9 protein-coding genes are annotated in these 15,157 nt (G+C 70.1%); 5 read left to right on the top strand and 4 right to left on the bottom strand.

What is annotated here, in order from left to right; translation table 11 throughout:
- Positions 1-29 precede the first annotated feature (29 nt).
- Positions 30-3,047: a hypothetical protein gene (locus ACTIFV_RS05190; protein ID WP_439591708.1), complete on the top strand. Its 3,018-nt coding sequence runs from the start codon at positions 30-32 to the stop codon at positions 3,045-3,047.
- A 45-nt stretch (positions 3,048-3,092) separates the two neighbouring features.
- Here the strand turns inward: ACTIFV_RS05190 and ACTIFV_RS05185 are convergent, their stop codons facing one another.
- Positions 3,093-7,256 carry a hypothetical protein gene (locus ACTIFV_RS05185; RefSeq protein WP_439591707.1) on the bottom strand — a complete coding sequence of 1,388 codons (4,164 nt, stop codon included), beginning with the start codon at positions 7,254-7,256 and terminating at the stop codon, positions 3,093-3,095.
- 106 nt (positions 7,257-7,362) lie between these two features.
- Positions 7,363-7,770 carry a YccF domain-containing protein gene (locus ACTIFV_RS05180; RefSeq protein WP_439591706.1) on the bottom strand — a complete coding sequence of 136 codons (408 nt, stop codon included), beginning with the start codon at positions 7,768-7,770 and terminating at the stop codon, positions 7,363-7,365.
- Positions 7,771-7,856: 86 nt separating this feature from the next.
- On the opposite strand from ACTIFV_RS05180, the gene ACTIFV_RS05175 reads away from it, so the two are divergent.
- The 4 genes from ACTIFV_RS05175 to ligD are packed head-to-tail and all read left to right on the top strand — an operon-like array spanning position 7,857 to position 13,628.
- Positions 7,857-8,999: an NAD(P)/FAD-dependent oxidoreductase gene (locus ACTIFV_RS05175; protein ID WP_439591705.1), complete on the top strand. Its 1,143-nt coding sequence runs from the start codon at positions 7,857-7,859 to the stop codon at positions 8,997-8,999.
- 40 nt (positions 9,000-9,039) lie between these two features.
- Positions 9,040-11,481: an ATP-dependent helicase gene (locus ACTIFV_RS05170; protein WP_439591704.1), complete on the top strand. Its 2,442-nt coding sequence runs from the start codon at positions 9,040-9,042 to the stop codon at positions 11,479-11,481.
- A 47-nt stretch (positions 11,482-11,528) separates the two neighbouring features.
- Positions 11,529-12,545 carry an SseB family protein gene (locus ACTIFV_RS05165; protein ID WP_439591703.1) on the top strand — a complete coding sequence of 339 codons (1,017 nt, stop codon included), beginning with the start codon at positions 11,529-11,531 and terminating at the stop codon, positions 12,543-12,545.
- Positions 12,546-12,599: 54 nt separating this feature from the next.
- A complete protein-coding gene (gene ligD, locus ACTIFV_RS05160; RefSeq protein ID WP_439591702.1) occupies positions 12,600-13,628 on the top strand; it encodes a non-homologous end-joining DNA ligase in 1,029 nt (342 codons plus the stop codon).
- On the opposite strand, the gene ACTIFV_RS05155 is transcribed toward ligD, so the two are convergent.
- Together ACTIFV_RS05155 and ACTIFV_RS05150 are read right to left on the bottom strand one after the other, a co-directional pair.
- Positions 13,606-14,001: a VOC family protein gene (locus ACTIFV_RS05155; protein WP_439591701.1), complete on the bottom strand. Its 396-nt coding sequence runs from the start codon at positions 13,999-14,001 to the stop codon at positions 13,606-13,608. The two genes, ligD and ACTIFV_RS05155, sit on opposite strands and share 23 nt — an antisense overlap.
- A gap of 2 nt (positions 14,002-14,003) precedes the next feature.
- Positions 14,004-15,050, bottom strand: a complete 1,047-nt coding sequence (locus ACTIFV_RS05150; RefSeq protein WP_439591700.1) for an ATP-dependent DNA ligase — start codon at positions 15,048-15,050, stop codon at positions 14,004-14,006.
- Positions 15,051-15,157: the final 107 nt, after the last annotated feature.

The raw sequence follows: 15,157 nt of genomic DNA, 5'->3' as shown, positions 1-15,157 counted from the left end.
TGCCCTGCGCGTGGACCTAGGATTTCGGAATGGCGAAGGCGACACGGCGGGGCATCCTCGCCGTCGTCGTCGCGATCGTCCTCCTGGCATCCGGTCTGGGCCTCGGAGTCGCGGTGGGCGATGCCCTCGGCATCCGCACCGAGCCGTCCGAGCAGATGACTCCGGTCGAGCCGGCCGTCGCTCCCGTCGACGCGGCGGTTCCTCCGCCGGTCTTCACCTCGATCGATGCGCCCACCACTCCGCGGTTCGAGGTCGCCGTCGACGCTCTCGAAGGGGCAGTGGATGCCGCGTCCGAGACCGTCGGCACGGCTGCGCTCACGGTCGTCGTCAGCGGCACGGGCTCGGCTCGCGACGACTCCTACGTGCTGACCGGAACGCCCGACGCGCTCCGGGTGGAGGCGGCGGCCGAGGCCGGGGGCGCGCGGGGGATCTACGACCTCGCCGCGCAGATCCGCTCCGGCCGGTCCGTCGACGAGCACCTCGGGCAGACCGTCACCTCGGCGCTGCCCTTCCGCATGGTCGATCTCGGCGCCGTCGGCGTCGAGGCCGACCCCGCGCAGTGGGAGAGCGGCACCGACTACTCGCATGTGTCGCGAGCCTTCGAGCAGGTGTATCTCGAGGAGGCCCCCTACATCGACGAGGCGGCACTCGCCGATGCCTATGACGACTGGGAGCTGTTCCTGGCCCGTTCGCTCGAGAACGGGTACAACGCGGTCGCCTGGCCCGGGTTCGTCGAGTACGCGACCTTCGACGACGTCGATGGCGGACCGATCTACTCCGGCGGCGATCCGCATGTCGCGCGAGCACTCGCCCTGCGCGACGCGTTCGGACCGTTCTGGGACCGCGCGGCGGAGCTCGGGGTCAAGGTCTTCCTCCGCACCGACATGCCGACGCTGACTCCGGCCATGAACGACTGGTTCGTGGACCGGCTGGGCTCGCTCGACACCGAGGATCCGCGCCTCTGGCAGACCTACGCCGAGGGCCTCGACGAGCTCTACGCCGCCGAACCGGGGCTGTCGGGCATCCTCATCCGCATCGGCGAGGGCGGTGACATCTACAAGGAGCCGGGCTGGGACTACTACTCGGCGATCGCCGTGCGCACGCCCGAGGCCGTGCGCACGATGCTCGACGCGTACACGGGGCAGGCCGAGGCATCCGGTCGCGAAGTCGTCTTCCGCACGTGGTCGGTCGGCATCGGCGGCGTCGGCGACATGCACACCGACGCGGATTCGTACCACGCGGTGCTCGACGGCATCGACTCGCCCGCGCTCATCGTGTCGACGAAGTACACGCTCGGCGACTTCTACTCGTGGCTGCCGCTCAACGACACGCTCGAGACGGGGGACCAGCGGCGGATCGTCGAGTTCCAGAGCAAGCGCGAGTTCGAATCGCTCGGCGCGTTCCCCAACGACCTCGGCGCGGAGTTCCAGTGGGCCATGCAGACGCTGCTCGCGGCCAATCCGAACATCGAGGGCGTCTGGACGTGGACGCAGGACGGCGGCCCGTGGCGGGCGGGACCGATGATCCTCTACCTCAAGGCGGGTTTCTGGCAGCTGTCCGAGCTCAACACGCAGCTCGCCGCGGCCATCGCCCGTGATCCGTCGGTCGACGTGGGTGCCGTGACGGTCGACTGGGCGCGCGAGTTCTTCTCGGACGACCCGGCGACGGTCGCAGCGATCGCCGAGGCGATGACCCGATCGCACGCGGCCATCGAGGATGGCCTGTACCTCGGCCCGTTCGCCGAAGTGCGCGCCTTCGCGCTCGGGCTCGAGCCGCCGCCGCAGATGTGGCTCTTCGAGTGGGACATCCTGACGGGGGACTCCGCCACCCTCGACGTGCTGTACACGATCATCGGCGAGGACCGCGTCGACGAGACGATCGCGCAGGGGCGGGCCGCGGTCGCCGACGTGGAGCGCATGCGAGAGCTCGTCGAAGGGACGGATGCCGCGACCTGGCGCGACCCCGAGATGCGCGAGGCCTTCACGGGTGCGCTCGCCTACGAGCTCGAGACGCTGCAGCTGCTGTCGGCGTATCGCGAGATGTTCCTGCGGCAGGCGCAGTGGCACGACACGCTCTCTCCCGACGTCTATGCGCAGTGGCAGTCCGCACGCGACGCCTACGGTGCGCTCGCCGCCGAGCACCTCGAGCTCTACGAGGGCGACGTCGCCCACCCCGCGTGGAACCTCACGGCCGCGCAGCTCGGCGTCGACCGCGCCGACCGCGACCTCGCGATGGCGTGGTTGGCGCGCATCCTGCTCCTGCTCGCGGCGGCGTGGGTCGTCATCGGCATGCTCGCCGCACGCACGCGGCTCGTCGCCAAGCCGGGTGCCGCAGCGGCCAGGGCATCGTGGATCGCCTCGACCCGTCCGTGGCGGGCGCGGGAGTCGACGCTCGGGATGCTGCAGCTCGACCGCTGGCTGGTGTTCGGCGTCCCCGCGGCGCTGCTCGTGGCCACGCGGGCGGTGCAGACGTCGTTCCTGTCCTGGTCGCACCTCGTCATCGTCTTCGCGGCATGGGCGATCTTCGTCCTCGTCGTCCGCCTGGTGGTGGGACGGCGCTCGCCATGGCCCGTCATCGCGGCCGTGGGCGGCGTGGTCGTGCTGCGCTGCATCGTGACGCTCTTCGCGCTGTCGTTCTCCGGCCCCGGGGGTTACTGGTTCGCGTTCTGGACGGATCCCGTCCTGCGCGTCGCCTACATCACGGTCGCATTCGCCCTGTTCGTCTGGGTCTTCGTCGCGGCCGGCTGGGCGCTGGCCGCGCAGCTCGGCGTCCGCCGCGCGTGGGGGGCCGTGCTCGCGGCGGTCGGCGCGGCGCTGCTGATCCCCGCGGTCGTGATCGGCGCCCTCGGGCTCGAGGGCGCACTGACGATCTGGAACGACGAGCTCGGCCTGCTGCCCTGGGGCCTCGCGCGCATCCTCGGCATCACGACGTACCTCGAGATCCCCGACGAGACCGCGTGGTACGCCGCGGGCTTCGGCGCCGTACTCGCCATCGTGGGCGTGCTGCTCGCGCTGCCCCGGCGGGGCGCGCGGACCGCGGCATCCTGATCGGTCAAAAAGGGGCCCCGCGACCGCGCGGATCTCTCTGCGGCGTCAGTCCGCCCGCTCGTGGGCGGCGGCGAGCAGGCGCTCGCCGTTCGACCGGAGCGTCGACTCGATCCATCCGAGATTCGCCGACTCGAGGTGCAGCAGGTACTCCTCGGCCAGCGCGACGGCATCCGACGCCTCGCCGAAGGCTGTCACCATCTCGATGACGCGTTCGCGCAGCGTGAAGTCGATGATCTTGTGGCCCGCGCGCTGGCTCGCTCCGACGGCTTCGAGGAATCTTCGTGATGCTTCCTCTCGCCGGTCCAGGCGGAGAAGCGGTGCCACCAGGGCGACGTTCGCGAACTCGTCGTCCGGATTCGCGCGGAGCACGTCGTGAAGATCGTCGACGGCACCCTCGTCATCGCCCGCCTGTGCGCGCAACCACGCCCGACTGGACCGCAGTCCGTCATGGTGGCCGGCGAGCGCGGGGTCGTCGATGGCCGCCGAGAGCGTCGCGATCGCCTCGTCGGGGCGGCCATCCGCCTGCAGGAACCAGGAGATCTTGCCGACGAGCAGCTCCGGTGCGTCGACGTCCGGTTCTGCGAGCTCCGACCGTGCCAACTCGACCGCCTCCGTGTAGCGGCCGTGGTCCTCGAGCAGGTTGAGCGCGCTCTCGACGACGAGCACGCGCTCGATACTGCGCGCGTGGGTGCGCGCGGAGGCCAGCGTCTCGAGCGCGTCGTCGATTCGTCCCTCCTCTGCCAGAAGGTCGGCCTTGTCTTTGAGCAGCATGGTCAGATCTTCAGGGGACTCGGCGAGCGCCAGCACGTCATCGATGATCGCGATCGCTTCCTCGGGACGGCCGATCGAGCTCGCCGACTGCACGGCGGCGTTCGCGAGGAGCCAACGCTCGGCGTCGTCGACCTCGCTCGCGCCCGAGAGTCGACCGTAGAGGGGGAGCGGCACGAGTGCGAACAGCTGGCGCGTGAGGATCAGGGCCGGTTCGTGCTCCTGGTGTGTGAAGTGGAATCTTCGAAGCGTACGCAGCAGGTCGAGCGCGACGTGGTCGGCCGGACCGTGGATCAGGGATCTCCCGTGCAGATGCTGCGCGAGGAGGAGCATCTGGGAGTCGTCGGCGAAGAAGTCCTCGTCCTGCCACGCCGCCCTTCGGTGGTACCGATGGGTTTCGGTCGTCGGGCGCACATCGATGTCGGCGCTGGGATACCAGCCTGTGGGCGAGAGCCGCTGAACGAGGGCGATGCGCGCACGCGCCCGGGCGGCGGTCGCCTCCGCCGCCGGGTGGCCTTCGTCCGACCGCGCGGCGAGTTCCACGGCGTCCTCGGCGGCTTCGGCGACGAAGACGTAGGCGGTGACGGCCTCGGCCGCCTGCCCGAGCATCTCGTGGCAGCGACCGAGCAGCATCACGCGGCTCCACGTGAGCGGCTGAGCGCGATGGCGGGCGCACAGGCGGGCACCCGCCTCGGCGAGTGAGAGCGCCGACTCGGCATACCCCGTTTCGAGAAGGGTCTCGGCGAGAGCGTGGCGGAGCGCTCCGATGTCGGCGTCCGCCTCGCCCAGCACGGGGCTCGCGGTATCGAGCAGCTCGAAGAGATCGCGGATGTCGTCGTCGCCCGGACCATCTTCGGCGTCGAGCTCCGACAACCGCACCGCGATGCGCAGGCGGACGAGGGATGTCCTGTCGGCGGTGGCGCGCGCCTCGTCGAGGAGCAGCCTCGCGAGCCCGGATGCGCGCTGGTTCGACCGCTCCGCCGCAGACTCTGCCGAGATCATCGCGATCAGCGCATCGATGGCGTCATCGCTCTGCGGTCCGCCCGCGGCGATGAATGCCGTTCGGATGACCTCGGCCTCGTGGAAAGCCTCCTCTGTACGCCCGACATCGACCAGACAGCGCGCACGGTCGAGCCGGAGTCGCAGCACTTCGGGATGCGTCCCACCGACGGCGTCGGCGAGGTCATGCGCCTGCCCGTCGAGGAACGTCGCGGCGGCATCGGGGTAGCCGGAGGACCGTGCCTGCTCTGCCATGAGGCGGAGAAAGGCGACGAGCTCGGGGTTGACGGCTCCGAAGCGGGTGGACAGATCCTTCACCCGATACCGGCCGGCGTCGGTGACGACATCGGGCAGGCCGTGGAAGCCGTCGATGGATGCCGTCATGCGTTCCATCCGGATGAGTCGCAGGACGCGAGGGTCGGCCGGACCGAAGACGCGCTCGACGGTGCGGCGAAGTTCATCGACGTCGATGCTCTCCTCGTCCGAACGCGGTGCGCGCAGTACGATCGCGGCGCGCTCGATGCGTGCGTCGAGGGCGACGGCGTCCTCGACGCCGCGCCGGCTCTCGAGGTCGGAGATGACGGCATCCAGTTCGTCGGCGGCGGCACGCGGCCGGCCCGACGTCGCGAGGGCGACAGCGCGTCGGATCCGCAGTTCGGGGCTCATCGGCGCGAGACCTGCGCTGAGGGGCGCGTGCGCGCGCAGGGGCGGCTGTCCCGGGGACGCGACCTCATCTGAGTCGGATGCCGGGTGCGTTGCCGGCGCGTAGCCCGCCGAGATCTGATCGAGGATCTCGAGCACGCGGCCGGACTCGTCGACAGCTTCGAGCAGTTCGGTCTGCAGTCCCGCGGCCGCAGTGAGCGCGTCGGGATCGACTCCGAACCCCTCGGCCGAAAGCGCGAGCAGGAGCGCCGCACGATGCTGGCGGATGCTCTCGGGAAGAGCGTCGTCGCCGAGATCCTCTCCGATCACCCTCGTGAGCTCGGTCCGGATCCGGTCGATGTCCAGCTGCGAATAGAACTCTGGTCGCCGCTGCTCGACGACCCTGCGGTTCGCCTCGTCGGGGAACACGCGCAGGGCGTCCTCGACGAGCTCCGCCCAGGCATATCCGGTCTGGGCGGAGTCGATGGCGTCGATCACCCCGTCGGCCGCGGGGAACAGCGCCCGGGCGACCCGCGCGAGCAGCTCGGCATCCCACCGATCGTCACCGTTCGCGCGATCGAGATCGGTCGGGATCCCGCACAGGGCGAGGGCGAGCGACTCGCGCACCGCGGGCGGCAGCTGGGTCCACATCTGCTCGTACATGCCGTCGAGCGAGGGAGGGAGGGCCTCGATGACGGAGGGATCGAGGTCGAGCACCCCGTCGCGAGCCCGCCGTGCGATGGACGGAAGCGTGCACAGCAGCTTCAGCTGCAGCGGATTGTCGGATCGTGCGATGAGCCCCGCGATCGTCCGGTCGGTGGCGAGGGGGTAGTGGCTCCGCACGATCGACGCGAGCTCGAACTCATCGAGGGACGACATGTCCGGCCAGCCAGCGGGTGGCTCCTCCACGGTCGAGAGACGCACCACGTGCGTGCCGGCCGCCGCGATGCGGGCAAGCGGGCCGGCGTCCGCGAACACGCCGGGCCAGGCGGTCGTCACGACGAGGATCGGCTTGCCGCTGCCGAGCAGGCGCGACAGCAGGTCGATGAGCGTCGCGTCGGCGTACTGGAGGTCTTCGACGACGATGACCGTCGGCAGGCCGGGACGAGACACGGACTGGATGGTCTCGTAGGCGTCTGCGGCTACCTGGCCATGGTCTTCGCGGATCGTGGAACCCTGCGCGACCATCCGCCGCTCGCGCTGCGCGCTCGAGATCTTGCCGGCCGTCCATGCGCCGAGGCGCCAGACGAAGCCGACGCCCGGCAGACCGAGTCCGGCCAGATCGAGCACGGCAGACGTCAGTTCGTCACGGGCCTCCTCCAGAGCGATCGCGCCGAGTTCGCGAGCGCCGGTCGCGCCCTTCTCCCGCAGTCGGCTGAGCTGCTTGCAGCGCGCGACCAGGAACGGAAGATGGCCGTCGAACTGCCGCAGATCCTGCGCGAGGGCGATGGAAGGGATCCCGTTCCGCTCGAACGCGCTGATGCCCCACCAGAAGAACGCCGGCACGCTGTCGGGTTCGCGCTCGACCTGGGGAGGCGAGACCGTCTTCCGGTCGCGCAGGATGTCTGTCGCTCCGGTCGTCGTCGCCGTGAGCGCAGCCGGCCAGTACTGGCCCGTCTCGCTCTGACGCGTCGTCGCGAGCTGCGCGTACACCTCCTGCACGATGCGGGTCTTGCCCCAGCCGGACGGCGCCTCCAGGCTGACCCACAGTGGGTCTGCGCCCCTCGACACCTCGTCGAACGCGGCGACGATCCGTGCTGCGAGCGCGCGGCGCCCTTCACCTGAGAGGTCTGCGGTCATGAGATCGCTTCCGTCGAGGCCGCGACGCGGCACCATCCCCAGAAAACATGCGCCTGCGCACGGGTGGCCGCCGGCTGCCACCACCCTAGCGAACAGGCGGGTGCGGTCAGCTCGAGGTGAGCGTGCGGTCGAAGTCGCCGTTGCGCGTCGAGACGATGTCCTTGCCGAGCGGCATGAGCGAGATCGGGATCATCTTGAAGTCGGCGAGGGCGAGCGGGATGCCGATGATCGTGATGAACAGCGCGATGCCCGACACGAGGTGCCCGATCGCAAGCCACCAGCCGGCGAAGATCACCCAGATGACGTTGCCGAGGAACGAGCCGACGCCCGCCGTCGGCTTCGACACGATCGTGCGGCCGAACGGCCAGATGACGTAGCTCGCCGTGCGGAACGACGCGATCGCCCACGGGATCGTGATGATCGGGATGCACAGCAGCACGCCCGCGAGGACGTAGCCGAGGAAGAGCCAGAAGCCCGCGAGGATCAGCCAGATGATGTTGAGGATCGTGCGCACGAGATCAGTGTGTCAGGCGGACGCTGGGAAGTCGGCCCACCGCTAGAGTTGCGCCGTCGGAAGCGATGGCTGGGGACGGGAGCGACATGGGCGAGCGGGTCGTGGTGCTGGGTGCGGGATTCGCGGGGCTCGAGCTCGCGACGACGCTGAGCGAGGAGTTCGGCGATGACATCGACGTCGTGCTGATCGACAGGTCCGAGGGATTCGTCTTCGGCTTCTCGAAGCTCGACGTCATGTTCGGGCGGACGGATGCCGCGCACGTGCGGCATCCCTATTCCGACCTCGATCTGCCCGGCGTCCGCTTCGTCTCGGCCGACGTCACGGCGATCGACGCGGCGGCGCGACGCGTCGAGACGACGGCCGGACCGTTCGAGGCGGACCACCTCGTGATCGCGCTCGGCGCCGACTACGCGCCTGAGAGGACGGTCGGGCTCATCGAGGAGGGCCACGACTTCTACAGCGAGAGCGGCGCCTTCGCGCTCCAGCGCACGCTCGCCGAGTTCGCGGGAGGCGACGTCGTCATCGGCATCACGGCGGGTCCGTTCAAGTGCCCGCCTGCGCCCAGCGAGACCGCACTGCTCCTGGACGCGCTCCTGCGCGAGCGGGGCGTGCGCGAGGCATCCACGATCTCGCTCGTCATGCCGTTCCCGCGTCCGATCCCGCCGTCGCCCGATGCGTCGGCCGCGATCCTCGAGGCTTTCGACCAGCGCGGGATCTCGTGGCATCCCGAGACCAACGTGCGGCGGCTCGAGAACGGCGTCGCGCATCTCGGCGACGGCTCCGAGCTGCCGTTCGACCTGTACCTCGGCGTGCCGATCCACCGCGTGCCGGCGGTCGTCGAGCAGTCGGGGCTCACCGTCGACGGCTGGATCCCCGTGGATCCGAAGACGCTCGAGACGCCGTGGCCGGACGTGTACGCGGTGGGCGACTGCGCCGCCGTCGGAACCCCGCGCGCCGGGGTCTTCGCCGAACGGCAGGGTGCCACCGCGGCGCGGCGGATCGCCTCGCGCATCCGCGCGGAGGAGACGGATGCCGCCTACGACGGGCGGGGCGTCTGCTACATCGAGTTCGGAGCCGAGGCGATCGGACGCGTCGAGGTCTCGTTCTTCGAAGGGCGACCGAACGGCCGTCTCGAAGGCCCGTCTCTCGCGCTCGCGGCCGACAAGGCGGAGTTCGGTGCATCCCGCATCCGTCGCTGGTTCGGGCGGGAGTGGGCGCCTGTCGGCTGACCCGACGGCTGTCCGTGCTCGCGCCTAGAATCTAGGAGACATGACTGACTCCTCCGCGCCCCTCATCGTGAACAGCGACCAGGGGCCGCAAGCCTCGGGAGTGCGGCCCGATGAGGACCTCCTCGAGGGCCTCAATCCACCGCAGCGCGAGGCCGTCACCTACCGGGGTCCGGCCCTGCTGATCGTCGCGGGCGCGGGGTCGGGCAAGACGAGCGTGCTGACCCGCCGCATCGCCTCGCTGCTGCGCGGTCGCGAGGCATGGCCGAGCCAGATCCTCGCGATCACCTTCACCAACAAGGCCGCGGGAGAGATGCGCGAGCGCGTGGGGCGCCTCATCGGCGACCGCGCGCAGGGCATGTGGATCTCGACGTTCCACTCGGCGTGCGTGCGCATCCTCCGCCGCGAGGCAGAGCAGTTCGGCTTCACGAAGGCCTTCACGATCTACGACTCCGGCGACTCGCGGGCGCTCATCAAGCGACTGGTGAAGGAGCACGAGGCGGATTCCTTCGGCCTCACCCCGGCGGGTGTGCAGAGCCGCATCTCCAAGCTCAAGAACGAGCTGGCGGATGCCGAGTCGTATGCGCGACAGGCGAATCTGAGCGATCCGGCCGAGCGCGTCTTCGTCGACCTCTTCACCGAGTACCAGCGCGCATTGCAGAAGGCGAACGCGTTCGACTTCGACGACCTCATCGGCCAGGTCGTGTATCTGTTCCGCGCGTTCCCGCACATCGCCGATGTCTATCGCCGCCGGTTCCGGCACATCCTCGTCGACGAGTACCAGGACACAAACCACGCGCAGTACGCGCTCATCCACGAGCTGACGCGCCCTCCCGGCAGCGATTCGCCCCCGGCCGAGGGCCCGGGCGGCATGATGATCTTCGACGATCGCCAGACCGACGAGGCATCCTCCCTCACCGTCGTCGGCGACTCGGATCAGTCGATCTACGCCTTCCGCGGCGCCGACATCCGCAACATCACCGAGTTCGAGCGCGACTACCCGGGCGCGAAGGTCGTGCTGCTCGAGCAGAACTACCGCTCGACGCAGAACATCCTCAGCGCCGCGAACGCCGTCATCAGCAACAACTTCGACCGCAAGGACAAGAAGCTGTGGACGGATGTGGGCGAGGGCGAGAAGATCGTCGGCTTCACCGGCTACTCGCAGCACGACGAGGCGCAGTTCGTCGCCGACGAGGTCGAGGTGCTGCGGCGCGCGGGCACCGACTACTCCGAGATGGCGGTGTTCTACCGCACGAACTCGCAGTCACGTGCGCTGGAGGAGATCTTCATCCGCTCCGCCGTGCCGTACAAGATCATGGGCGGCACGAAGTTCTACGAGCGCGCCGAGATCAAGGACGCCCTCGCCTATCTGGTCGCGGTCGCCAACCCCGCAGACGAGATGGCGGTGCGCCGCATCCTGAACAAGCCGCGTCGCGGCATCGGCGATGTCACCGAGACGGCGATCGCACGATACGCGGCCGACGAGGGCATCACGTTCCGCGATGCCCTCGCGAACTCGTCGGCGCTCGGCGTGGGGCCGAAGATCCAGGCCGCGATCGCGCACCTCGACGCCGTGCTGGCCGAGGCGACCGAGATCATGCTCCCCGCGACGGGCGAGCTCGCACCGTCGACGTCGGTCGCCGACGGCCTGCAGGTGCTGCTGGGCAAGTCGGGCTACACCGATTCGCTGCGCGCGAGCCGCGATCCGCAGGACGAAGCGCGCGTCGAGAACCTCGACGAGCTCGTCGCCGTCGCGCGCGAGTTCGCCCGCAACAATCCCGAGGGCACGGTCATCGACTTCCTCGCCGAGGTCGCGCTCGTCTCCGATGCGGATGACCTCGAGGATGCCTCGGGCTCGGTGTCGCTCATGACGATGCACACTGCGAAGGGCCTCGAGTACGACGCCGTGTTCGTCACGGGTGTAGAGGAGGACCTCATTCCGCACCGCATCTCGGCGAACGAGCCGGGCGGGCCGCAGGAGGAGCGACGACTGTTCTACGTCGGTGTGACCCGCGCGCGCAAGCGCCTGTACCTCTCACTCGCGATGACGCGCGCGCAATTCGGCGAGGTCACCGTCGCGATGCCGAGTCGCTTCCTGCAGGAGATCCCGGCCGACCTCGTGCACTGGCGGCAGTCGCCGGGCGACGTCAACTCCCGCGGCGGCACCCGCTCGCGCGCGCTCAATGCGCGAGGCCCCGGCGGCGGTTCGGGCGGCGGGTCGAACCGCTACGGCGACGACCTCGTGCCGCTCCCGCGACGCGAGTCGACCAACCTCGACAAGTTCGCCAATCGGCTGCCCGCGAAGCTGCGCGACAACGGCGACATGCAGCTCGCGCCGGGTGACCGCATCCGGCACGAGAACTACGGCGAGGGGCGCGTCGACATGATCACGGGCGAGGGTGCGAAGCGCATCGCGTACGTGAAGTTCGACAGCCACGGCCAGAAGAAGCTCCTCATCAAGGTCGCGCCGATCGAGAAGCTCTGATCCACGGGCCTGCGGTCGCGGTCAGGGGTGCGGGTTAGGCTCGACGGATGGCACTCTTCTCCCGCCGGTCCAAGAACGCCGAACCCGAACAGCAGGCTTCTGAATCCGACGTCGACGCGTCCGCGCAGGATGCCGCCGCGGTCGCCGTCGCCGACACGTCGTCCGCGGCATCCGTCGGCATCTCGATGTCGTCCTTCCGCGGGCTCGGCGGCACGACGCCGACCGACGCCGCTGCGCCGAGCATTGCTGCCGCACAGACGCGGCGCACTCCCGACGAGACCGTGCCGGGGCTGAAGGACAACGTGCTGCTGCGCGACAGCCTCGCGCGCTACCCCGAGAAGCCGGAGTCGTCCGACCTGTTCGACCTCGCTCGCCAGGTGCTGCAGGGCCACCTCTTCCTTCGCGTGCGCGGCGACGCGCAGACGCTCATGTCCGAGGGCAAGCCCCTTCCGCTCGCTTCGATCGAGTTCGGCGGGAACCGCTTCGCGGTCGCCTTCAGCAGCGGCAAGGCGCTGGCCGACAGCATCCGGGCCGACGGGGACACCGCGACGTCGGCGATGGGCCAGCCCGCGCTGCTCGTGCTGCGGAACGTCCTCGCGAGCGATGCCGCCGGACTCGCGATCGACCCGTCGTCCGGTCCGGCCCGGGCGATCCTCCCGCGCGAGCTCATCGAGCGCATGCTCGCGACGCTCGACGAGGAGTTGACCATCAAGTCGCTGCTCGCGGGCGAGAGGACCGATGCCACGACCGCCGCCGTCGTCGAAGCCATGACCCGCGTGCCCCTGTGGGTGGCCGTCAACCGGCCGGCCGAAGGCGACGGCCGCGTCGGCGTCGCCGAGGGGCGCGCTCCCGACGGCAGCCGGTTCCTCGAGGTCTACTCGCACCCGCTCGAGGTCGTCGCAATGGGCCGCGGCGACACCGCGGCGCCGCTCTCGGGCGCGCGCATCGCCGGCGCGCTCCGAGCGGACGAGGGACTCGCCGGGGTCATCGTCGATCCGCGCGGACCGTGGATGCGGCTGTCGCGCGAGCATCTCGCGCCGCTTCTCGCGCTCGACCCGGCCTGACGGGCGCGGCGACAGAGGGTGCCGGATGTCGCGGCATCCCGCTAGCGTCGGACCATGGCGTCCGAGCGCATCACCCTGACCGTCCCCGGCCCCGACGGCGACCGCGAGGTCGGGCTGTCGAGCCCTGATCGGGTGCTGTGGCCCGATCTGGGGATCACGAAGCGCGAGCTCGCGGAGTACCTCATCGCCGTATCGGGGCCCTTCCTCGCGGCCAACGGCGATCGGCCGGTGTCGCTCGAGCGGTTCCCCGAGGGGGTCGACGGCGAACGGTTCTACTCCAAGAACCCGCCGAAGGGCGCGCCGGGGTTCGTCGAGACCGTGACGGTGACGTACAACAGCGGGCGCCGGCATCCGCAGATCGTCCTGACCGAACCCGCGGCGGTCGTGTGGGCCGCGCAGATGAACACCGTCGTCTTCCACCCGTGGGCATCGCTGGCCTCCGATCCCGACAACCCCGTCGAGCTGCGCATCGACCTCGACCCTCAGCCGGGCACCGACTTCGCCGACGCCGCCGCGATCGCCCCCGTCCTGCGAGACGTGCTCGCCGAAGCGGGACTGGAGGCGTGGGTCAAGACGAGCGGCAATCGCGGCATCCATGTCTTCTGTCCCATCGAGCCGACGCACGAGTTCCTCGATGTGCGCCACGCCGTCATCGCGGCGGCGCGCGAGCTCGAGCGGCGCATGCCCGATCGTGTGACGACCGCGTGGTGGAAGGAGGAGCGCGGCGAGCGCGTGTTCGTCGACTTCAACCAGGCCAATCGCGACCGGACGATGGCCGGCGCCTACAGTCCCCGCGCGCTGCCGGGTGCGACGGTGTCGATGCCGCTGTCGTGGGACGAGCTGCCGGATGCCGATCCCGCCGCGTTCACCGTGCGATCGGCGCCGCAGCGGCTCGCCGACACGGGCGATGCCTGGGCGGGGTTCCTCGACAAACCGGGCCGCATCGACACGCTGCTCGAATGGTGGCAGCGCGATCTCGACGCAGGTCTCGGCGAGCTGAACTTCCCGCCCGACTTCCCCAAGATGCCGGGGGAGCCGCCACGCGTGCAGCCGAGCCGCATCAACCCCGAGAACTGGACCTGACGACCTCGACCTTGAAGCCGGCGGTGTTCTCGAGCCAGCCCGCGTAGTGATCGGGTCCGCCCGCGTGCGGATACCGGTCGTGATAGAGCGGCGCCCACCCGTGCGCCGGCCCGTCGGCCATGATCGCATCGACCTCCGCGGCGGTGCCGCCGAGGAAGGCCAGGTGATTGAGCCCGGGGCGACGACGGTCGTGCGACGCGTCCGCGAGGCTCGGCGAGGTCGTGAAGGTCAGGTACGCGCCGTCGCCCGCCGCCCAGGTGCGGCCGTCGGGCCATTCGCCGTCGAGGACGTAGCCCAGGCGGGGGAGGAGCCACGCCCAATCGGCGCCGGTCGGATCGGGCACCCAGAGCTCGACATGGTGGAGTCCGGCCACGATCAGTCCAGCACGTCGCGCACGTCGTAGTCGGCGACGGATTCGAGCTGTTCGTACGTGCAGGAACGAGCGTCGCGATCGGGACGCCAGCGCTCGAACTGCACGGTGTGACGGAAGCGCCAGCCCTCGAGCTGGTCGTACCGCACCTCGAGCACGCGCTCGGGGCGCAGATGCACGAAGGACGAATCGCGGTCGGGTGCCGAGAACCGCGACTTCTCACCCTCGCTCTTCACCGCCTGCCCGTCATCGTTGCGCTCGACGAGCGGGGCGAGCTCGTCGATGAGCTCGAGCCGCCGGGCGTTGCTCCACGCCGACACCGCGCCGACGGTGAAGAGCTCGCCGGTGTCGCTGTAGAGCCCGACGAGGAGCGAGCCGACGCCCTCGCCCGACTTGTGGATGCGATACCCCATCGCGACGACGTCGGCCGTGCGCGCGTGCTTGATCTTGAACATCGTGCGCTTGTTGGGCGCATAGGGCTGCGAGAGCGGCTTGGCCACGACCCCGTCGAGCCCCGCGCCCTCGAACTCGGCGAGCCAGCGCTCCGCGAGCGCCGGGTCGTCGGTTGTGCGCGTGACGTGGACGGGATGCGGGACCCCGCCGAGCAGGTCGACGAGCTCGGCGCGGCGCACCGAGAAGGGCTCGGCCTGCAGATCGCGGTCGCCGCGAGCCAGCAGATCGAACCCGATGAACATGGCCGGGGTCTTCTCGGACAGCATCGTGACGCGGGAGGCAGCAGGATGGATGCGCTGGGTGAGCGATTCCCAATCGAGTCGCTCACGACCGTCCACCTCTTTCGGCACGACGATCTCGCCGTCGATGAGGCACGGCTCGGGCAGCAGGTGGGCGAACGCGTCGACGAGTTCGGGGAAGTACCGTGTGAGCGGCTTCGCTCCGCGCGAGCCGATCTCGACCTTCTCGCCGTCCCACGAGACGAGGGCGCGGAAGCCGTCCCACTTCGGCTCGAAGCTCAGCCCGCCGGGCGTCTTCGCCGGGTCGGGCACGGTCGGGACCGACTTCGCGAGCATCGGCGCGGGGATGTCGTAGGGCATGGCATCCATCCTGGCCCTCCCTGCCGACGTCCGTGTCCCCGTTCTCCGCGGAATGCGCGCTCGTTGCGAGGCGGATCGGGTGGAAACGGGACATCGCGCAGGAAGGG

Origin of the sequence: Microbacterium sp., assembly GCF_051860965.1 — a bacterium.
Classification (GTDB): domain Bacteria; phylum Actinomycetota; class Actinomycetes; order Actinomycetales; family Microbacteriaceae; genus Microbacterium.
This window is presented reverse-complemented; position numbering and strand designations above follow the sequence as displayed.